The sequence below is a fragment of the Stenotrophomonas sp. ZAC14D2_NAIMI4_6 genome (genome assembly GCF_003086875.1).
Taxonomy (GTDB): domain Bacteria; phylum Pseudomonadota; class Gammaproteobacteria; order Xanthomonadales; family Xanthomonadaceae; genus Stenotrophomonas.
Map to the genome: position 1 here is coordinate 4,168,984 of NZ_CP025996.1, position 18,084 is coordinate 4,187,067.

Here is an 18,084-nt window from a genome sequence, read left to right on the forward strand (position 1 = left end):
ACTGCAGTCGAGCAACCTCGACTCTACCGGGCACCGCTTTGCTTGGTAGCGGTCGACCTTGGTCGACCATCGCGCGCCGCGCGGGCTTGCCGCGAACTGCAGTCGAGCAAGCTCGACTCTACCGGGCACCGCTTTGCTTGGTAGCGGTCGACCTTGGTCGACCATCGCGCGCCGCGCGGGCTTGCCGCGAACTGCAGTCGAGCAAGCTCGACTCTACCGGGATCCGCTTTGCCTGGTAGCGGTCGACCTTGGTCGACCCTCCAACAGCCGTCGAGCAAGCTCGACGCTACGTCAGCTTGCGCAGCTTCAATGCCACCACGATCTGCAACACCCCATACACCAGGCTGCCAATGCCGATCCACAGTGTGGTGACCGCCAGGCCTGTCACCGGATTGGCGGCCAGCAGCACGCCCAGCACCACGGCCAGCACGCCACTGAGTATCAGCAGCCACTCGCCCTGGATCTGCTTGCGCACACGAATGGCGAACACGATGCGGTACAGCCCGGCCACCAGCAGCCACACGGCCAGCAGCAGCACCAGCACGCTGGCCGTGGCCAGCGGATTGATGATTGCCAGTACGCCAAAACCAAGCGACGCCAGCGCGTAAAGCAGCAGCCAGCCGCGCGGTGCGCCACTGCCGCCAGTGATCAGCGCCAGTAGACTGATCACCCCTTCGGCAATGGCCATCACGCCCAGCACCCAGGCCAGCGCAGTGGCCGCCGACAGCGGCCAGCCCACCGCAGTGATGCCGAACCCCAGCGCAACCACGCCGTACAGCAACAGGATCGGCCAGCTGCGGCCAATGGCCGACACCAGCGACGGGCGGGACGAGTCCGGAGACAGCATGACCACTCCTTCGATCAGGATCCAGCCTGCATCCTAGCGCCAGAACCGATGACGACACCGTCATGGCATCCGCGCACAGACCTGCTGGGTAGAGTCGACCGTTGGTCGACTTCCCGAAAAACCCCGCGCTGCGCGCGATAGTCGACTGACAGTCGACTCTACCGGCATCCATCACTGTGGGCACGCTCACGGCACCCGCGCGCAGACCCACGCGCGCACTTCGCCCACGCCCACCAGCTTCAGCGTTTCGGCAATCTCAAGCATCGTGCTGCCGGTGGTCATCACGTCATCCACCAGCGTCACCCGCGCCGGCACCGGCCCGCGCACGTCGAACGCATCGAACAGGTTGTCCCTGCGCTGTTCGGCACTGCGCTCTGACTGCGGCGCGGTATGGCGGCGGCGGTACAGCCCGCGCCACACTGGCTGCTGCAGAAACCTGCACAGCTCCCCGGCCTGGTTGTAGCCGCGCTGGCGCAGGCGGCGGCGATGCAGCGGCACCGGTGCCAGCGGCGGACAGGTCCACGCCGGTGGATGGCGCAGCATAAGCTGGGCCAGCAGTCGCCCGGCCGCCAGGTCGTGGTGGAACTTGAAGCGCAGCAGCAACTGATCCACCGGCGGCAGGTACAACAGGCTGGCGTGCGTGGCCGTCTGCGGCGGCGGTTCGTCGCGGCAGGTACCGCACACCGGCAGCGCGGTATCGGGCAGCGGCAGCGCGCAGCGGTGGCAGGCGCGGCCTGACCAGGGGATATCGTCAAGGCAGGCGGCGCACAGATCCAAGCCATCGTGGCCGGGCTCGCTGCAGACCAGGCAACGCAGCGGAAGCAGCAGCTGCAGTGTCTGTCGTGCAACGCGGGTAAGGACGTTGTGGAATCGTCGTAGGTGCATGCGCTTGAACATGCTCGCAGCGCCGTCAGGCCGCTATCAGTCGCTGCTGCACCGTTCGGTAAGGATTGACCGCTGCGCCGCACGCAAGCCGACACGTGCACTGCACATACGACGGATTAGCGTGATGGCCATCGCGCAGCCTATGCAATGACATGTCAGCACCAACACAGATGCCGGGCACACCCCCCCATTGGCTTCCTTCCCATTGGAACGTGCTGCCGCGCGATTTCTATCGGCGCCATCCCACCCTGGTTGCGCCGCAGTTGTTGAACAAGCTGCTCGTGCGTGATGACGGGCGCGCCGCGCGCATCGTGGAAGTCGAAGCCTATGCCGGCAGCGAAGACCCGGCCGCACACTCGTATCGAGGGCAGACCGCGCGCAACGCCACGATGTTCGGCGAGGCCGGTCATCTCTATGTGTACTTCACCTATGGCATGCACTGGGGCAGCAACGCGGTGTGTGGGGAAGTCGGCGAAGGCGTCGGCGTACTGCTGAGGGCGGCCGAACCCGTGGCCGGTGTGGCGGCCATGCACGCGGCGCGGCCTGCGGCCAGGCGCGAGCGCGATCTGGCCAGCGGCCCCGGCAAGCTTTCCCAGGCATTCGGCATTACCCGCGATCTGGATGGTGCGGACCTGGTCGGCGCCGACCGCGGCATCGTCATCGCCTCCGACGGCACGCCACCGCCGGCATCGCCCGTGGTGGGACCGCGCATCGGCATCAGCCGCGCCGTGGACTTCCCGTGGCGCTGGCATGTTCCCGACCACCCCCACGTGTCCGTGCGGCCGCGACGCAGCTGACGCTGCGCTGCCGGTATGGCGGGTCGCTAGACCCCCAGCAACGGCGGCATCACCTCCACCAGCCAATCGATGAACACCCGCAGCCGCGGACTGACATGGCGGTTATCGGGGTACACCACATGGAAGGGGTAGGCCGCCGGCCGCCACGGCTGCAGCACCTCCACCAGCGCCTTGCTCTGCAGCGCGGAAGCTGCGGCATAACCGAAGGTCTGCACCAGGCCCAGCCCCGCCACCGCGGCGGCCAGATGGCCATTGCTTTCGTTGATGCCCAGGCGGTGCTCGGCCTTGATCTCGAAGGCACCGTCGGGGCCACGGAACCGGAACGGCACGGCGCGCCCGTTCGACGGCAGCAGATAGCTGATCAAGCGGTGGCCATTGCGCAGTTCTTCCGGATACGCCGGCACCCCATGCGCCTTCAGATAGGCCGGGCTGGCGCAGGTGATCAGGCGCGCGTCGCCCAGATGGCGTGCGACCAGCGATGAGTCATCCAGCGCACCGCCGCGGATCACACAATCCACGTTCTCGCCGATCAGGTTCACCGTGCGGTCGGACACGCCCAGCTCGATGCGGATGTCCGGGTAGCGCGCCATGAACGCCGGCAGCAGCGGAATCAGCACGTCACGCGCGGTGGAACCGCCGATGTCCACGCGCAACATGCCGCGCGGCGTCCCGCGTGCCGCACTGAACGAAGCATCGACATCCTGCAGGTCGCGCAGCAGGCGGCCGGCCTTCTCGTAGTACGTCTGGCCTTCGGCGGTCACCGCCACCCGGCGCGTGGTCCGCTGCAGCAGCCGCACGCCCAGGTGCGCCTCCAGTTCGCGCACCAGTTTGCTCAGCGAGGTGGTGGGCATGTCCAGTGAATCGGCGGCGCGGGTGAAGCTGCCGGTCTCGACCACGCGGGCGAAGGCATGGATGGCGTTGAGCTGGTTCATGCGGCTGATTATGCACGCACATGCACAGTCATTGTCATTGCGCATTATTTATCGCACAACGGGGGCCACCCATCATTCTCCCACCCGCTGCCACATCCCTCCCCGGCGGCCCTTACAGGAGAACACCATGAACACTGATTTCAACGGCAAGATCGCCCTGGTCACCGGCGGCACCACCGGCATCGGCCTGGCCACCGCCCAGCACTTGGCCCGCCTGGGCGCAACGGTCTACATCACCGGCCGCCGCCAGCCGGAACTGGATGCGGCCGTGGCCAGCATCGGTGCGCAGTCCACTGGCATCCGTGCCGACGCCTCGCAGCCGAGTGACCTGGACGCGGTCTACGCGCAGATTGCCCGCCAGGCCGGCCGCCTGGACATCCTGTTCGCCAATGCCGGCGGCGGTGACATGCTGCCGCTGGGGGCAATCACCGAAGAACACTTCGACCGCATCTTCGCCACCAACGTGCGCGGCGTGCTGTTCACCGTGCAGAAGGCGCTGCCACTGCTGGTCGATGGCGCCTCGATCGTACTGACCGGTTCGACCGTGTCGATCCAGGGCACCGCCAACTTCAGCGTGTACAGCGCCAGCAAGGCAGCGGTACGCAACTTTGCCCGCTCGTGGTCGCTGGACCTGAAGGACCGCAGGATCCGCGTGAACGTGGTCAGCCCGGGCCCGATCCGCACCCCTGGCCTGGGTGACCTGGTGCCCGATGAAGCCCGCCAGGGTCTGTTCGACCACCTGGCCGCGCAGGTGCCGCTGGCACGCCTGGGCGAGCCGCAGGAGGTGGCCAATGCCGTGGCCTTCCTGTCTTCGGACGCGGCCAGCTTCATCAACGGTGTCGAGCTGTTCGTCGACGGTGGCATGGCCCAGGTGTAAGCGGGCAATCTGCTGCACGCGCCATACCTAGGTATGGCGCCGCTGCCCGCATGGATGCACGCCACCATGCCAACAGGTGGCTGCCCTGCGCGCAGCGGCAACCGATAGTGGTCACACCCCCCACCACTGCGGAGCCCGCACATGTCCGACATCATCATCAGCGACAAGCAGCTGTCTTCCTCGGCCTACAGCGCCATCATCAACCTGCCGATCGAACAGGTGGACATCGCCGAGTGGCTGTTCAACCTGCCCGAAGCCGAGTACCAGCGCTGCTGCCCGCCCGACCATATTTCCGCCGGCAGCACCACCACCGACGATGGCACGCGCATGTCCATCAACGTGGAAATGATCGGCAAGACCCTGATGGTGCAGCACTACGTGGCCGAAGTGGCCACGCCCAGCCTGTGCCGCATGGTGTCCACGTCCGATGCCTTCACCCCGAACGGGCGCACCCGCGTGCAGGTGATCTGGACGCTGAGCGTGAAGAAGATCGACGAAAACACCTGCGAGTACACCAACAGCGTGGTCGCCCACCCCACCCAGGAATTCCTGGATTTCATCGCCGAGCACGGCACCCCGTTCGAAGAAGCGGCCGAAGCACGCCAGCGCGACGGCGGCAATCACAATGGCCGCGAAACCCCGCTGTTCGCCGCCAGTATCGAGCGCCGCGCACGCGCCCGCCAGCAGGCAAAGGCGGCCTGACGCCACTGCGCTGCACGCCGGGGCTGTAGTGGCTTACAGCCCCAGGCGATTGGGCTGCCCTTCGCACATGTCGGGCTCAGTCCTTGTCCGGCGATTCGGCCATCGCCCTGGCCGCCGTGCGCAGGTTCTCGTTGCTGGCCTGAAACACCTGCACCAAGCGGTCGCAGTCATCCTCGGCAGCGCCGCAGCGCACCTGCATGTCGACACGGACTTCGCCCTGCTGCTCGCGCAGTTGCCGGCGGACGATCGACGGATGCCAGCCATTGCCCGGCAGGGTGACCGACCAGAACACCTGGCCCTGCAGGTCGTGCAGCACCACCCAGTCGTTATCCTGGCGCTCGCGCACCTGCGGCAGCGAACGCAGGGCAATCAAGGCCGCGTCGGGCGTGGCGTAGGGAATGTCGGTGGTCGCCGCTTGCTGCGCCCCACCCTGCAGCGGAAGCAGGCAGGCCAGCGCGCTTGCCACCGCAATGGCACATCTGGAAACACGAGCGTATCGACGTGCCTGCATGTAGGCGTGGCTCCTGTCAGTCGCAGTCCTGGTAGCCGCCCAGTTCGCCGCAGTGCCGGCAGCGGAACAGGTAGGCCGTGGGTGATCCGTCTTTGTCCAGCGCCGCCAGGAAGTGCTGCCACTGCGGGCCATCGTCCAATCCGGTGCTGTCCTGGATCGCGGCCAGCGCGGCCGGGCCCTGCGCTTCCATCTCGGCGCGACCGGCGCGGCCGATGAACTGGGCGGCATCGCCGCAGTGTGTCCACCATTGCTCCTGCTGCCAGCCGTTGAAGCCAGGCGTTCGCTGCGCCACTTCATCGATGATCGTCTCGTCCACCTCGTCCCATTCACCGCCACCGCCCACGCCTTCTTCATCGGTGAAGGTAGCGCCAAGCTGCGCATGCGCCGACCCATCGGCAATGCACCAGGGGCAGATCGCCTGTTCGTATTCGTCTTCGGCGTAGACCGGCCCGGCATAGACGTAACCGCGTACCTGCCCACAGCACACGCAGGGGGTATCGGCGGCGATCACGCTGCCGGTGGCAAGGGGATCGGGATGGTAGGCGAAGTGCGGCAGTTCCATGGCAGGTCCGTTGCTGGGCGGCCCAGTGTAGCGGCGCGGTCGTGCCTGCGGCCGCTACGGGCCGGCAAGCGGCGCATCGCGTTCGGCAGCACTTTCCTCGGCAGGCAGGCAACCGTTGATGGCCAGCAGGCGAACCAGCACGTAATGGCCGAATGCCTGCAGTTCCTCGTTCGACAGCGCCGACGGATCGAGCTGCCCCGCCGGGTAGTCCTTGAAGGTCACCAGCACGTGGTGCTTCCAGTGCCCAGGCGGATCGGTCTGGCGCAGATCATCCAAGACCACGCGCAGGCCGCCGTCCGGCAGTTCGGCCAGGCTGCACAGCACCGCATCGCGGCGGATCGGGTAGGTCTGGGAACTGTCCATGGCAGATGCTCGCGACTCCCTATGCAGCCCTGAACTTACACCGCGGCGGCGGCGTGCTGCACCCTCGACTGTAAACCGCGATACAAAACCTTAAGTTGACAGCCTTCACCGACCCACCCACACTGCCGCCCTCGTTCCACCCCTTCCAAGGTCCCGCCATGGCCTACGCCATCCGCCACGACTGGCAGCACGACGAACTGCAGGCGCTGTTCGACCTGCCCCTGCCGGAACTGCTGTTCCGCGCCGCCTGCGTGCATCGCGCGCATTTCGATCCAGCGCAGGTGCAGGTGTCCACCCTGCTGTCGGTAAAGACCGGCGGCTGCCCGGAAGACTGCGCGTACTGCCCGCAGGCGCAGCGCTACAACACCGGCGTGAACGCGCAGAAGCTGATGGACACCGAAGCGGTGCTGGCCAAGGCGTGCCAGGCCAGGGCCGCCGGTGCATCGCGCTTCTGCATGGGCGCCGCATGGCGTTCGCCGAAGGACCGCGACATTCCGAAGGTGGCCGCGATGATTGCCGGGGTGAAGGCGCTCGGCCTGGAAACCTGCGCCACCCTGGGCATGCTCAGCGGCGAACAGGCACGTGCCCTGAAAGCGGCCGGCCTGGACTACTACAACCACAATCTGGACACCGCGCCGGATTACTACGATTCGATCATCCATACCCGCCAGTACCAGGACCGCCTGGATACCCTGGGCCACGTGCGCGATGCGGGACTGAAAACCTGCTGTGGCGGCATCGTCGGCATGGGCGAAACGCGCGCGCAGCGCATCGGCTTGCTGTTGGCGCTGGCCACGTTGCCGGCCCACCCCGATTCGGTACCCATCAATCAGCTGGTGCAGGTGCCCGGTACACCGCTGCATGGCAGCGCCGAACTGGACCCGTTCGAGTTCGTGCGCATGATTGCCGTAGCCCGCATCGTCATGCCGCGTTCGATGGTGCGGCTGTCGGCCGGCCGCGAAGCCATGAGCGATGAACTGCAGGCGCTGTGTTTCCTGGCCGGCGCCAACTCGATCTTCTACGGGGAAAAACTGCTGACCACCGGCAACCCGGAAAGCGAACGCGACCTGGTCCTGTTCGCGCGCCTGGGCCTGCAGCCGATGCCGGTGCAGGTGGACGCCGCGGGCCACGACCACGGCGGCACCGTGCACGCCGATATCGCCGCCTGTGCCCCTGCCGGCGCCGCGTGATGCGGGGCACAAGCGGCCGCCGCGGCAACGCGCTACCCTAGCCGCCCCGTCGTCGCCCGTAGCCACCATGGCCCGCCCCGACCTGTCCGCCCGCCTTCAAGCCCAGCGCGCGTTGCGCGATGCCCAAGGCCGTCGCCGCCCCCGGCGCACGGTGTCGCGCCGCGATGGCGTGCGCCTGGAAGTTGACGGGCGCTGGCTGACCGGCTTCTGCAGCAACGATTACCTTGGCCTGGCCCAGCAGTTCAGCGTGGTCAACGCCCTGCAGGACGCCGCCGCGCGCGAAGGCGCCGGTGCCGGTGCCTCGCACCTGGTCTGTGGCCACCACGCGCTGCACGACGCACTGGAACGCGAAGTGGCCGACTGGCTGGGTTACCCGCGCGCCCTGCTGTTCGGCAGTGGCTTCGCCGCCAACCTGGCCGTGCAGCAGGCGCTGCTGAGCGAAGAGAACGATGTCTGCGTGCAGGACAAGTTGAACCACGCCAGCCTGCTCGATGCCACCCGGCTGGCCGGCGCACGCCTGCGCCGCTACCCGCACCTGGACCCGGAAGGCGCCATGCGCCAGCTCAAGCACGCGCCCGATGGCGCGGCCATGCTGGCCACCGATGGTGTCTTCAGCATGGATGGCGATATCGCGCCGCTGCGTGCGCTGTCCCTGGTGGCGCGCCTGCAGCAGGCGCTGTTCTACGTGGACGATGCGCACGGCGTGGGCGTGCTGGGCGACGGCCGTGGTGCCGTGGCCAGCGCCGGGCTGGGCGTGGACGATGTGCCGTTGCAGCTGGTCACGTTGGGCAAGGCGCTGGGCGGTGCCGGCGCGCTGGTGCTGGGCCGCGACGACCTGATTGAACACCTGGCCGAAACCGCACGCCCCTACATCTACACCACGGCGCTGCCGCCGGCCCTGGCCGCCGCCGCGCTGGAAGCGGTGCGCCTGGCCCGCCGCGACCACTGGCGGCGTGAGCGCCTGACCGATCTGATTGCCCTGTTCCGCGGCGAAGCACGCCGCCACGGGCTGGACGTGATGGCCTCGGAAACGCCGATCCAGCCGCTGCTGTGCGGCGACGATCACACCGCCGTAGCGATGTCGCAGGCGCTGGAACTGGCCGGCTGGCTGGTCGGCGCCATCCGCCCGCCCACCGTGCCTGAAGGCAAGGCGCGGCTGCGCGTCACCCTGTCGGCGCTGCACACGCCCGAACAGGTGCGCGGTCTGGTGGACGCCATTGCCAGCGCGCGCGACCAGGTCGGCCGCGCCGCCCGCGCCCCCGATCCGCTGCCGCCGTCGCTGCCGTTCGACCGCGCCATCGCCTGAAACACGCAGGGCCCCGCATGCATATCGATGTCACCGGCCGCGGGCCGGACCTGGTGCTGATCCATGGCTGGGCCCTGCAGGGCGGCGTGTTCGCGCCGCTGCTGGAACGCCTGGCCGACCACTTCACCCTGCACGTGGTGGACCTGCCCGGCCACGGCCACAGCCGCGACGACGCCACGCCGCTGCGCCTGCCCTACGTGGTGAACGCGATTGCCGCGGCTACCCCGCCGGCGGTGTGGTGCGGCTGGTCACTGGGCGGGCTGTTCGCCCTGCATGCCGCGGCGACGCTGCCCAAGGTGCGCGGGCTGGCGATGATCGCGGCCACTCCGCGTTTCGTACGCGGCGATCACTGGCCGCATGCCGTGGAACCGGCGGTGTTCGAGCAGTTCGGGCGCGACCTGGCGACCGATTTCGCCGGCACCCTGGAGCGCTTCCTGGCCCTGGACGTGATGGGCTCGGCGCACGCCCGCGAGGAACTGCGCACCCTGCGCCAGCGCCTGGTGGAACGTGGCGCGCCGACCGCGCGCGCCCTGCTGGAAGGCCTGCGCCTGCTGGAAAGCACCGACCTGCGCGGCGCCCTGCCGGCGCTGGGCAGACCCAGCCTCTGGATCGCCGGCCAGCGCGACCGCCTGGTGTCACCGGCCGCCATGCAGGCCGCCGCGGCACTCGCGCCGGGTGCGCAGGCACTGACCATCGCCCACGGCGGCCATGCGCCGTTCCTGGGCCACGCCGATCAGGTGGCCGCTGCCCTGCAACACTTCGTTGCCGGCCTGTCACCGGCCGATGGCGGACAATGAGCGCCTTCCGAACGATGCAGGGCTGACGTATGGATCTGGGTATTTCCGGCCGCTGGGCACTGGTATGTGGCGCAAGCAAGGGGCTGGGCCTGGGCTGCGCCCGTGCGCTGGTGGCCGAGGGCGTGAACGTGGTGATCGTGGCCCGTGGCGAAGCCGCCCTGCAGACCGCCGCCCACGAACTGCGCGCCCTGCCCGGTGCGGGTGAAGTGCGCGCGGTGGCTGCCGATGTGACCACCGACGCCGGCCGTGCCCAGGCGCTGGCCGCCTGCCCACAGGTGGACATTCTGGTGACCAACGCCGGTGGCCCGCCGCCCGGCGATTTCCGCACGTTTGAACGCAACGACTGGATCGCCGCGCTGGACGCCAACATGCTGGCGCCGATCGCGCTGATCCGCGCCACGGTGGACGCGATGATCGCGCGCGGCTTCGGCCGCATCGTCAACATCACCTCTTCATCGGTGAAGGCACCGATCGACACGCTGGCGTTGTCCAACGGCGCGCGCAGTGGCCTGACCGGCTTCGTCGCCGGCCTGGCCCGGCGCACGGTCGGCCACAACGTCACCCTCAACAACCTGCTGCCCGGCCAGTTCGACACCGACCGCCTGCGCGCCAACTTCGCCCATGCAGCGGGCCAGGATGGCGACGCCCAGGCGGTGGCCGAGCGCCGCCGCCAGCAGATCCCCGCCGGCCGCTTCGGCACGCCGGACGAATTCGGCGCGGCCTGCGCCTTCCTGTGCAGCGCACAGGCCGGTTACCTCACCGGGCAGAACCTGCTGATCGACGGCGGCGCCTACCCCGGTACGTTCTAAGAGACTTCCGCAATGCCGTCCCACTTCGATGCCCGCCACGTCCGCCGCGCCTTCGGCCGCGCCGCCAGCAGTTACGACGCCGCCGCTGCCCTGCAGCGCGAAGTGCAGTCGCGGCTGATCGAATCGCTGGATTACCTGGAAGCACGCACGCCGGCGGTGGTGCTGGACATTGGTTCGGGCACCGGCCACGCCAGCGCGCTGATGAAGAAGCGCTGGCCGAAGGCGCAGGTGATCGCTTTGGACGTGGCCCTGCCAATGCTGGGCCAGGCCAAGCGCCAGGCCGGCTGGTGGAAACCGTTCCAGCGCCTGTGCGGTGATGCCGCCGCGCTGCCGCTGGCCGACAACAGCGTCGATGTGATCTTCAGCAACCTTTGCCTGCAGTGGCTGGACGACCTGCCGGCGGTGTTTGCCGGTTTCCGCCGCGTGCTCAAGCCGGGTGGTCTGCTGCTGTGTTCCACCTTCGGCCCGGAAACGCTGATCGAGCTCAACGAAGCGTTCGCCGCCGCCGATGACCGCCCGCACGTGAGTCGCTTCGCGCAGATCGCCCAGTTCGGCGATGCACTGATGATGGCCGGCTTCCGCGACCCGGTGCTGGACCGCGATCTGTTCACCCTGACCTACGACGACCTGCCCGCGCTGATGCGCGAGCTGCGCGCAATGGGCGCCACCAACGCCCGCGTGGACCGTCGCCATACCCTGACCGGGCGCGGCCGCTTCGCCGCCGCTGCGGCGGCCTACGAACCCCTGCGCCGCGACGATGGCAAGCTACCCAGCAGCTGGGAAGTGATCTACGCCCACGCCTGGGCACCGGACCCCGGCGCACCGATCCGCGAAGGCGGCCACGACATCGCCTCGGTACCGGTGTCGGCCATCCCCATCCGCCGCAAGCAGCCCTGATGCCCGCCCGCAGCCTGCTCTGGTAGGTGCCAACCTTGGTTGGCACAACCCATCAGATCGCGCTGCGGCCAACATCGTGCCGACCAAGGTCGGCACCTACCAAATGCAGATAGCGGCCGGCGCGCGCCGCGGCAACCTGCCGCCCGCTCTGGTAGGTGCCAACCTTGGTTGGCACAACCGGTCAGATCGCAGTGCGGCCAACATCGTGCCGACCAAGGTCGGCACCTACCAAATGCAGATATCGGCCGGCGCGCGCCGCGGCAACCCGTAGCCCGCTCTGGTAGGTGCCAACCTTGGTTGGCACAACCCATCAGATCGCGCTGCGGCCAACATCGTGCCGACCAAGGTCGGCACCTACCAGAAGCGGGCGGCAACCGCTCAGGTATTACCCGGCGAACTCAACGGCGGGCGCACCAGGTCGCGGTGGAAGAAGTAGATTTCCTGCAGCAGGAAACGCCAGCTGGTATGGAAGCTGCGGAAGCGCGTACTGGGCGTGGACGAGGCCAGCGCTTCAATCCCCATCGCCTGGCTCAGGCGCAGCGCGCGGGCCATGTGCAGCGGGTCGCTGACAATGATGACCCGCTGCAGGTGCCGCTGCTCCATCAGGCGCTTGGCTTCCACCAGGTTCTGCACGGTATTGCGCGAGGCGGTTTCAATCAGGATCGCGTCATCGGGCACGCCATGCTTCAGTGCATAACGGCGCGCCACCTGTGATTCGGAAAAGCGCGCGCCGCTGCCACCATAGCCACCGGTGAAGATCAGCAACGGCGCATAGCCGGCCTGGTACAGATCCAGGCCATGGCGGATGCGCTCTTCGAACACCGGCGACGGCTTGGCGTCGTACGCCGCAGCACCCAGCACGATGATCGCGTCGGCCTTGGCCGCCTGGTCGCGCTCGCCCACCCAGACGATCCACGCCGTCACGCCCAGCAACCACACCACCACCAGCACGAACAGCCGCCACAGCCAGCCCAGCAGGCCGGTGCGGGCACGGTGCCGACCGCGGCTCACGCCGCCTCCCAGCGCAGTGCCGGCAGATCCACGTTGCCACCGGACAGCACCAGGCCCACGCGCAGGCCGGCAAACCGCTGCGGCTGCGCCAACACCGCGGCCAGCACCGTGGCCGAAGACGGTTCGACCACCTGCTTCAGCACCTCCCACAGCAGGCGCATGGCGGCCAGCGTGGCGGCATCATCCACCACGATCACCTCGGCGCCGGCGGCCTGCAGCAGGGCGAAGTTGGGCACCCCGACCAGGGTGCGCAGGCCGTCGCAGAACGTGTCCGGGGTGAAGGGGCCCTGGCGGGTACCGGCGGCCAGCGAGCGCGCGGTGTCGTCGGCCCCGGCCGGTTCGGCCAGCACCAGGCGGGTGTGCGGGCTGGCGTGCTGCAGGGCCAGCGCGGTGCCGCAGGCCAGGCCACCGCCGCCCACCGGCACCACCAGCACATCGAACGGGCCATCGCTGTGCAGCAGTTCCAGCGTCGCTGTGCCCTGCCCGGCCATCACGGCTGGGTCGGCATACGGGTGCACCAGGGTCGCGCCGGTGTCGGCCTGCACCTGCGCGCAGGTGGCCTCGCGGTCGGCAATGGTGGGCGGGCAGCGCCACAACGTGGCGCCGTGGCGGGCGATGTTGGCCAGCTTGGCCGCCACCGCGCCCTCGGGCACCACCACGTGGCAGGGAATGCCGCGGGTGCGCGCCGCCAGCGCCAGCGCGGCGCCGTGGTTGCCCGACGAATGGGTCACCACCCCCGCCGCCGCCCGGTCTTCCGGCAGCGACCACACCGCATTGCATGCCCCACGGAACTTGAAGGCACCGCCGCGCTGCAGGTGCTCGGCCTTGAACGCCAACGACGCCCCGGCCAGCGCATCCAGCGCGTGCGAACGCAGCACCGGTGTCACATGGGCATGCGGCGCAATGCGCGCTGCGGCGGCCAGTACATCTGCGGGGGTCGGCAACAGTGAATCGCTCATGACGCAAGGTTAACGTAAGCCCCCGCGCTGGCGGCAATGCCGGCTGCCGTGCCAGCATGCAGCCCTTCACCGCCATTCATTCTGGCCGGCGGGATTAAGGGGCGATTCAACGCGCGCGCCCGAAGCTGGCACTACACCCGTCCTTGGGGGGACTCCACATGAAACTGCGCCTGTTGCTTGCCGGTGGCCTGATGTTGGCCCTGACCGGCTGCGCTACCTACGATTACGTTGGCGGTGGCCGCGGTGGCGGCTACTACCACGGTGCGCCCTCGACGGAGTACCGCTACCCCTACGGCTATCCCTACGATTCGGGCTACCCGTACTACGGCGGCTATGGCGGCTATGGCTATTACGGCTATGGCAACCCGTACTACTCGCGGCCGATCTACCGCCCGCCGCACAACCATCGCCCGCCGCCGCGCCCGGGCAATGGCGGTGAGAACCGTCCGCCGCGGCCGCCCCGCGAGAACAACGGCGGCTCGCCCTGGCGCAACCTGGATTCGATGCAGCGCCCGCCGCAGGCGGTCCAGCGTCCGGCACCAGCAGCCCGCCCGGCGCGTCCGGCCGGCCCGCCGCCGCGTCCGGCCGCACCCAGGATGAACGGTTCCCCTTGGCGCAATCTCGATCGTGGGACGCAGCGCACAGTTGAGCCCTGAACCATCTTGCATTTCCCCCGGTTCAAGCCTCACTCTACGCAGGTGGTGACGGCCCGCGTCACAATGTGACAAAAACGTTAGGGCCGTGACCAAACGCTCTACGTCGATATCCGACAGGAACATCTGGATCCCCCCTGTTCCGGCCCTGTCGGATGTCGGCACCTCTGCAAGACAAACGGCCCCGCACTGCGGGGCCGTTCGTTTTTGATGCTGCCGGTAGATCCACGCCTTGCGTGGCTAGCGCCACCCTCGGCCGAAAAAAAACGGGGCCGGCAGTCCCCCGACCACCGGCCCCCTGCTTCCCCATCGTGCGCCTGTACCGGCCCCTGTTCCAATCCGGTCACCAACGCCATGAGCGCCAGCCACGATGGGTGCTATCGGGTTATCTGCAACTTTCCTGCCAACTTTAGGGCTGATTTCACCCAAGCGTGCGGGCGCCCCCCGTCGCCCCCCGCCGAATGGCGCTAAAATCGCCACCCTGGCCGCCTTCGGCGCGCCCGCTCCCTTTGCTGACCTGCCCCCTATGAACCCGTCCTTCCATCGTTACGACGTCATCGTCATTGGCGGCGGCCACGCCGGCACCGAGGCCGCGCTGGCCGCGGCCCGTACCGGCGTGCGCACCCTGCTGCTGACCCACAACATCGAAACGGTGGGCGCGATGAGCTGCAACCCGGCCATCGGCGGCATCGGCAAGGGCCACCTGGTAAAGGAGATCGACGCGCTGGGCGGGGCCATGGCCCACGCCGCCGACCGTGCCGGCATCCAGTGGCGCACCCTGAACGCCTCCAAGGGCCCGGCCGTGCGCGCCACCCGCTGCCAGGCCGACCGCAACCTGTACCGCATGGCGATCCGCGCCATCGTGGAAGGCCAGGCGAACCTGACCGTGTTCCAGGCCGCCGTGGATGACCTGGTCATCGAAGGCGATGCCGTGCGCGGGGTGATCACCCAGACCGGCCTGCGCTTCGACGCCGAGGCCGTGGTGCTGACCGCCGGCACCTTCCTGGCCGGCAAGATCCACGTCGGCCCCACGCAGTACGCCGCCGGCCGCATGGGCGACCCGCCGGCCACCACGCTGGCCGCGCGCCTGCGCGAACGCCCGTTCCAGGTGGACCGCCTGAAGACCGGCACGCCGCCGCGCATCGATGGCCGTTCGCTCGATTACAGCGTGATGGACGAACAGCCCGGCGACACGCCGCGGCCGGTCATGTCCTTCCTCGGCTCGGTGGATGAGCACCCGCAGCAGGTCAGCTGCTGGATCACCCACACCACCGAGCAGACCCACCAGATCATCCGCGACGCGCTGCACCGCTCGCCGCTGTACAGCGGCCAGATCGAAGGCATCGGCCCGCGCTACTGCCCGTCCATCGAAGACAAGGTGGTGCGATTCGCCGAAAAGGCCAGCCACCAGATCTTCGTGGAACCCGAAGGCCTGGGCATCGTCGAGATCTACCCCAACGGCATTTCCACCTCGCTGCCGTTCGACGTGCAGCTGGAGATGGTGCGCAGCATCGTCGGCTTCCAGAACGCGCACATCACCCGCCCCGGCTACGCCATCGAATACGACTTCTTCGACCCGCGCGGCTTGAAGGCCTCGCTGGAAACCAAGCTGGTGAACGGCCTGTTCTTCGCCGGCCAGATCAACGGCACCACCGGTTATGAAGAAGCCGCCGCGCAGGGTCTGCTGGCCGGCCTGAACGCCGCGCGCCAGGTGCGCGGGCTGGAGGGCTGGTGCCCGCGCCGCGACGAGGCCTACCTGGGCGTGCTGGTGGATGACCTGATCACCCACGGCACCAACGAGCCGTACCGCATGTTCACCAGCCGCGCCGAATACCGCCTGCAGCTGCGCGAAGACAACGCCGACCAGCGACTTACCCCGGTCGGCCGCGAGATGGGCCTGGTCGACGACCGCCGCTGGAGCGCGTTTGAAACCAAGCAGGCCGCCGTCACCGCCGAGCGCGCGCGACTGGGCGCGCTGTGGGCCACCCCGGCCAATGCGCTGGGCCGCGAGGTGCAGGAAACGCTGGGCGTGGCGGTCAGCCGCGAAACCAACGTGCTGGACCTGATCAAGCGCCCGGAGCTGGATTACGCGCAGTTGATGCAGGTGCCGTCGCTGGGCCCGGCCGTGGCCGATGGCAAGGTGGCCGAACAGGTGGAGATCGGCGTGAAGTACGCCGGCTACCTGGACCGGCAGCGCGAGGAGATCGAGCGCCAGCAGCGGCATGAAGCCACGCCGATCGCCCAGGATTTCGACTATGCGATCGTGCGCGGCCTGTCGGCCGAAGCACTGCAGAAGCTCGAACGCGTGCGTCCGCAGACCATCGGCCAGGCCCAGCGTATTCCGGGCATGACCCCGGCAGCGATCTCGCTGCTGCTGGTGCACCTGGAACGCGCCCGCCGCGGCCGCGTGGCGTAATCCCCCCTGCCTGCGTGTCGACCAAGGTCGACACCTACCGGAACCGGTTGGTAGGTGTCGACCTTGGTCGACACGCATGCGTGCGCCACGCGTGCGTTACAGTCGAGCAAGCTCGACTCTACGAATCTGCTCTGCATGGACGACATCCACCCCATCGCGCCGGACAAGCGCGTCGCCATCCTTTCCACCCTGGCCGACATCGAACGCACGCATGGCGTGCGCGTGCTGCTGGCCTGCGAATCGGGTAGCCGCGGCTGGGGCTTCTCGTCGCCGGACAGCGACTACGATGCGCGCTTCATCTACGTGCACCGCCAGCCGTGGTACCTCAGCGTCAATGAAGCCACTGGCCCCGGCCAGGCGCAGCGCGATGTGATCGAGCTGCCCATCGACGACGAGCTGGACGTGAGCGGCTGGGACCTGCGCAAGGCATTGCGGCTGGTGTCCAAGTCCAACCCGACCCTGATCGAATGGCTGCGCTCGCCGATCATCTACCAGCAGGACGACGCTGCCGTGGCCCAGCTGTGGCAGGCCGCCGAACGCTTCTACTCGCCGCTGGGCACCTGGTGGCACTACTTCAACATGGCCCGTTCCAACCATCGCGGCTACCTGCGTGGCGACACGGTGCGCACCAAGAAGTACCTGTACGTACTGCGCCCGCTGCTGGCCTGCCAATGGATCGAACACGAGCAGACGCCGCCGCCGATGGCCTTCGAGGACCTGCTGGACCGGCTGCTGCCGCACGGCCCGGTGCGTGAGGCCATCGATGCGCTGCTGGTAGTGAAGCGTGCCAGTGCCGAAGTCGCCGCCGGGCCGCGCATTGCCGCCATCAGTGATTACATCGATACGGAACTGGCTGCGCGCGCCGAAGGCCCACGACTGCCCGCAGGGCATGGGGATGCGGCGTGGCTGGATGATCTGTTCCGGCAGATGCTGGCCTCACACGCGCCGGCATAGGCGGTAGCGCGCGTATCATCGTCGCGAATGCCCCCGAATGCTGGAGACACCGATGAACCCGCTGCGCCCTTTCCGCGACAAGATGCCCGTACTCGGCGAACGCGTGTACATCGACCCGGCATGCACCGTCATCGGTGATGTGGAACTGGCCGACGACGTGTCGATCTGGCCGGGCACGGTGATCCGTGGTGACGTGAACTACGTGCGCATCGGCGCACGCACCAATGTGCAGGACGGCACCATCATCCACGTCAGCCACCACAGCCCCTACAACAAGGCCGGCTACCCCACCCTGGTCGGCGAAGGCGTGACCGTCGGCCACGGCTGCATCATCCACGCCTGCAGCATTGGCGATTACAGCCTGATCGGCATGGGTGCCTGCATCCTGGACGGCGCGCAGATCGCCCGCCACGCCTTCGTCGGCGCCGGCGCGGTGGTCGGCCCGGGCAAGGTGGTGGGCGAAGGCGAACTGTGGGTGGGCAACCCGGCGCGGCCGGCACGCACGCTCAGCGACAAGGAAATCGAATCGCTGCACTACTCGGCCGACCACTACGTACGCCTGAAAAACGAATACTTGGGCTGAGCCTCTCGCCGGCCACCACGCTCTGCTAAAGTC

The 18,084-nt window shown here is 68.4% G+C and carries 21 protein-coding genes; 13 read left to right on the plus strand and 8 right to left on the minus strand.

Annotated elements, in window-relative coordinates:
• Positions 1 to 286: 286 nt before the first annotated feature.
• Both C1933_RS18870 and C1933_RS18875 read right to left on the minus strand, forming a co-directional pair.
• Entirely contained in the window at positions 287 to 847 is a 561-nt protein-coding gene (locus tag C1933_RS18870) for a DUF308 domain-containing protein (RefSeq protein ID WP_108754489.1), read from the minus strand.
• 186 nt (positions 848 to 1,033) lie between these two features.
• Positions 1,034 to 1,732: a ComF family protein gene (locus C1933_RS18875; protein WP_108754895.1), complete on the minus strand. Its 699-nt coding sequence runs from the start codon at positions 1,730 to 1,732 to the stop codon at positions 1,034 to 1,036.
• A gap of 170 nt (positions 1,733 to 1,902) precedes the next feature.
• On the opposite strand from C1933_RS18875, the gene C1933_RS18880 reads away from it, so the two are divergent.
• Positions 1,903 to 2,529 carry a DNA-3-methyladenine glycosylase gene (locus C1933_RS18880; protein WP_108754490.1) on the plus strand — a complete coding sequence of 209 codons (627 nt, stop codon included), beginning with the start codon at positions 1,903 to 1,905 and terminating at the stop codon, positions 2,527 to 2,529.
• Between the two features lie 26 nt (positions 2,530 to 2,555).
• Here the strand turns inward: C1933_RS18880 and C1933_RS18885 are convergent, their stop codons facing one another.
• On the minus strand, positions 2,556 to 3,461 hold the full coding sequence (locus C1933_RS18885; RefSeq protein ID WP_108754491.1) for a LysR family transcriptional regulator: 906 nt from the start codon (positions 3,459 to 3,461) through the stop codon (positions 2,556 to 2,558).
• 127 nt (positions 3,462 to 3,588) lie between these two features.
• On the opposite strand from C1933_RS18885, the gene C1933_RS18890 reads away from it, so the two are divergent.
• Both C1933_RS18890 and C1933_RS18895 read left to right on the plus strand, forming a co-directional pair.
• On the plus strand, positions 3,589 to 4,338 hold the full coding sequence (locus C1933_RS18890; protein ID WP_108754492.1) for an SDR family oxidoreductase: 750 nt from the start codon (positions 3,589 to 3,591) through the stop codon (positions 4,336 to 4,338).
• 141 nt (positions 4,339 to 4,479) lie between these two features.
• Positions 4,480 to 5,040 (plus strand): hypothetical protein, encoded by a 561-nt coding sequence (locus tag C1933_RS18895; protein ID WP_108754493.1) that lies wholly within the window; start codon positions 4,480 to 4,482, stop codon positions 5,038 to 5,040.
• Positions 5,041 to 5,116: 76 nt separating this feature from the next.
• On the opposite strand, the gene C1933_RS18900 is transcribed toward C1933_RS18895, so the two are convergent.
• The 3 genes from C1933_RS18900 to C1933_RS18910 form a co-directional block, all read right to left on the minus strand.
• A complete protein-coding gene (locus C1933_RS18900; protein WP_108754494.1) occupies positions 5,117 to 5,506 on the minus strand; it encodes a hypothetical protein in 390 nt (129 codons plus the stop codon).
• A 61-nt stretch (positions 5,507 to 5,567) separates the two neighbouring features.
• The gene (locus C1933_RS18905; RefSeq protein ID WP_108754495.1) at positions 5,568 to 6,113 is read right to left on the minus strand and encodes a CbrC family protein; all 546 of its coding nucleotides are present in this window, start codon (positions 6,111 to 6,113) and stop codon (positions 5,568 to 5,570) included.
• Positions 6,114 to 6,167: 54 nt separating this feature from the next.
• Positions 6,168 to 6,476: a hypothetical protein gene (locus C1933_RS18910; protein WP_108754496.1), complete on the minus strand. Its 309-nt coding sequence runs from the start codon at positions 6,474 to 6,476 to the stop codon at positions 6,168 to 6,170.
• Between the two features lie 158 nt (positions 6,477 to 6,634).
• On the opposite strand from C1933_RS18910, the gene bioB reads away from it, so the two are divergent.
• The 6 genes from bioB to C1933_RS18940 all read left to right on the plus strand — a co-directional run bounded on the left by bioB (position 6,635) and on the right by C1933_RS18940 (position 11,746).
• Complete coding sequence (gene bioB, locus C1933_RS18915) at positions 6,635 to 7,666, plus strand: biotin synthase BioB (protein ID WP_108754497.1); 1,032 nt, start codon at positions 6,635 to 6,637, stop codon at positions 7,664 to 7,666.
• Positions 7,667 to 7,733: 67 nt separating this feature from the next.
• Positions 7,734 to 8,972 carry an 8-amino-7-oxononanoate synthase gene (gene bioF / locus C1933_RS18920; RefSeq protein ID WP_108754498.1) on the plus strand — a complete coding sequence of 413 codons (1,239 nt, stop codon included), beginning with the start codon at positions 7,734 to 7,736 and terminating at the stop codon, positions 8,970 to 8,972.
• A 17-nt stretch (positions 8,973 to 8,989) separates the two neighbouring features.
• Positions 8,990 to 9,769, plus strand: coding sequence for a pimeloyl-ACP methyl ester esterase BioH (bioH, locus tag C1933_RS18925; protein WP_108754499.1), 780 nt, complete (start codon positions 8,990 to 8,992; stop codon positions 9,767 to 9,769).
• A gap of 29 nt (positions 9,770 to 9,798) precedes the next feature.
• Complete coding sequence (locus tag C1933_RS18930) at positions 9,799 to 10,578, plus strand: SDR family oxidoreductase (protein ID WP_108754500.1); 780 nt, start codon at positions 9,799 to 9,801, stop codon at positions 10,576 to 10,578.
• 12 nt (positions 10,579 to 10,590) lie between these two features.
• Positions 10,591 to 11,475: a malonyl-ACP O-methyltransferase BioC gene (bioC, locus tag C1933_RS18935; protein ID WP_108754501.1), complete on the plus strand. Its 885-nt coding sequence runs from the start codon at positions 10,591 to 10,593 to the stop codon at positions 11,473 to 11,475.
• 76 nt (positions 11,476 to 11,551) lie between these two features.
• Positions 11,552 to 11,746, plus strand: coding sequence for a hypothetical protein (locus tag C1933_RS18940; protein WP_108754502.1), 195 nt, complete (start codon positions 11,552 to 11,554; stop codon positions 11,744 to 11,746).
• Between the two features lie 107 nt (positions 11,747 to 11,853).
• Here the strand turns inward: C1933_RS18940 and C1933_RS18945 are convergent, their stop codons facing one another.
• Positions 11,854 to 12,498: a YdcF family protein gene (locus C1933_RS18945; protein WP_164275080.1), complete on the minus strand. Its 645-nt coding sequence runs from the start codon at positions 12,496 to 12,498 to the stop codon at positions 11,854 to 11,856.
• Positions 12,483 to 13,445 carry a pyridoxal-phosphate dependent enzyme gene (locus tag C1933_RS18950; protein ID WP_108754503.1) on the minus strand — a complete coding sequence of 321 codons (963 nt, stop codon included), beginning with the start codon at positions 13,443 to 13,445 and terminating at the stop codon, positions 12,483 to 12,485. The genes C1933_RS18945 and C1933_RS18950 overlap by 16 nt, the downstream gene beginning before the upstream one ends.
• Positions 13,446 to 13,603: 158 nt before the next feature.
• Between C1933_RS18950 and C1933_RS18955 the strand changes: the two genes are divergently transcribed.
• The 4 genes from C1933_RS18955 (at position 13,604) to C1933_RS18975 (ending at position 18,051) form a co-directional block, all read left to right on the plus strand.
• Positions 13,604 to 14,101, plus strand: a complete 498-nt coding sequence (locus C1933_RS18955) for a hypothetical protein (RefSeq protein WP_108754504.1) — start codon at positions 13,604 to 13,606, stop codon at positions 14,099 to 14,101.
• 523 nt (positions 14,102 to 14,624) lie between these two features.
• Positions 14,625 to 16,514, plus strand: a complete 1,890-nt coding sequence (gene mnmG / locus C1933_RS18965; RefSeq protein ID WP_108754505.1) for a tRNA uridine-5-carboxymethylaminomethyl(34) synthesis enzyme MnmG — start codon at positions 14,625 to 14,627, stop codon at positions 16,512 to 16,514.
• A 135-nt stretch (positions 16,515 to 16,649) separates the two neighbouring features.
• Positions 16,650 to 17,468 carry a nucleotidyltransferase domain-containing protein gene (locus tag C1933_RS18970; protein ID WP_108754506.1) on the plus strand — a complete coding sequence of 273 codons (819 nt, stop codon included), beginning with the start codon at positions 16,650 to 16,652 and terminating at the stop codon, positions 17,466 to 17,468.
• 52 nt (positions 17,469 to 17,520) lie between these two features.
• Complete coding sequence (locus tag C1933_RS18975; RefSeq protein ID WP_108754507.1) at positions 17,521 to 18,051, plus strand: gamma carbonic anhydrase family protein; 531 nt, start codon at positions 17,521 to 17,523, stop codon at positions 18,049 to 18,051.
• The last annotated feature ends 33 nt before the right edge of the window (positions 18,052 to 18,084 follow it).

Coding starts and splice junctions, on each gene's coding strand:
- C1933_RS18870 (WP_108754489.1), bottom strand. CDS start 847: ATGCTGTCTCCGGACTCGTCCCGCCCGTCGCTGGTGTCGGCCATTGGC.
- C1933_RS18875 (WP_108754895.1), bottom strand. CDS start 1,732: ATGCACCTACGACGATTCCACAACGTCCTTACCCGCGTTGCACGACAG.
- C1933_RS18880 (WP_108754490.1), top strand. CDS start 1,903: ATGCCGGGCACACCCCCCCATTGGCTTCCTTCCCATTGGAACGTGCTG.
- C1933_RS18885 (WP_108754491.1), bottom strand. CDS start 3,461: ATGAACCAGCTCAACGCCATCCATGCCTTCGCCCGCGTGGTCGAGACC.
- C1933_RS18890 (WP_108754492.1), top strand. CDS start 3,589: ATGAACACTGATTTCAACGGCAAGATCGCCCTGGTCACCGGCGGCACC.
- C1933_RS18895 (WP_108754493.1), top strand. CDS start 4,480: ATGTCCGACATCATCATCAGCGACAAGCAGCTGTCTTCCTCGGCCTAC.
- C1933_RS18905 (WP_108754495.1), bottom strand. CDS start 6,113: ATGGAACTGCCGCACTTCGCCTACCATCCCGATCCCCTTGCCACCGGC.
- C1933_RS18910 (WP_108754496.1), bottom strand. CDS start 6,476: ATGGACAGTTCCCAGACCTACCCGATCCGCCGCGATGCGGTGCTGTGC.
- bioB (WP_108754497.1), top strand. CDS start 6,635: ATGGCCTACGCCATCCGCCACGACTGGCAGCACGACGAACTGCAGGCG.
- bioF (WP_108754498.1), top strand. CDS start 7,734: ATGGCCCGCCCCGACCTGTCCGCCCGCCTTCAAGCCCAGCGCGCGTTG.
- bioH (WP_108754499.1), top strand. CDS start 8,990: ATGCATATCGATGTCACCGGCCGCGGGCCGGACCTGGTGCTGATCCAT.
- C1933_RS18930 (WP_108754500.1), top strand. CDS start 9,799: ATGGATCTGGGTATTTCCGGCCGCTGGGCACTGGTATGTGGCGCAAGC.
- bioC (WP_108754501.1), top strand. CDS start 10,591: ATGCCGTCCCACTTCGATGCCCGCCACGTCCGCCGCGCCTTCGGCCGC.
- C1933_RS18950 (WP_108754503.1), bottom strand. CDS start 13,445: ATGAGCGATTCACTGTTGCCGACCCCCGCAGATGTACTGGCCGCCGCA.
- C1933_RS18955 (WP_108754504.1), top strand. CDS start 13,604: ATGAAACTGCGCCTGTTGCTTGCCGGTGGCCTGATGTTGGCCCTGACC.
- mnmG (WP_108754505.1), top strand. CDS start 14,625: ATGAACCCGTCCTTCCATCGTTACGACGTCATCGTCATTGGCGGCGGC.
- C1933_RS18970 (WP_108754506.1), top strand. CDS start 16,650: ATGGACGACATCCACCCCATCGCGCCGGACAAGCGCGTCGCCATCCTT.
- C1933_RS18975 (WP_108754507.1), top strand. CDS start 17,521: ATGAACCCGCTGCGCCCTTTCCGCGACAAGATGCCCGTACTCGGCGAA.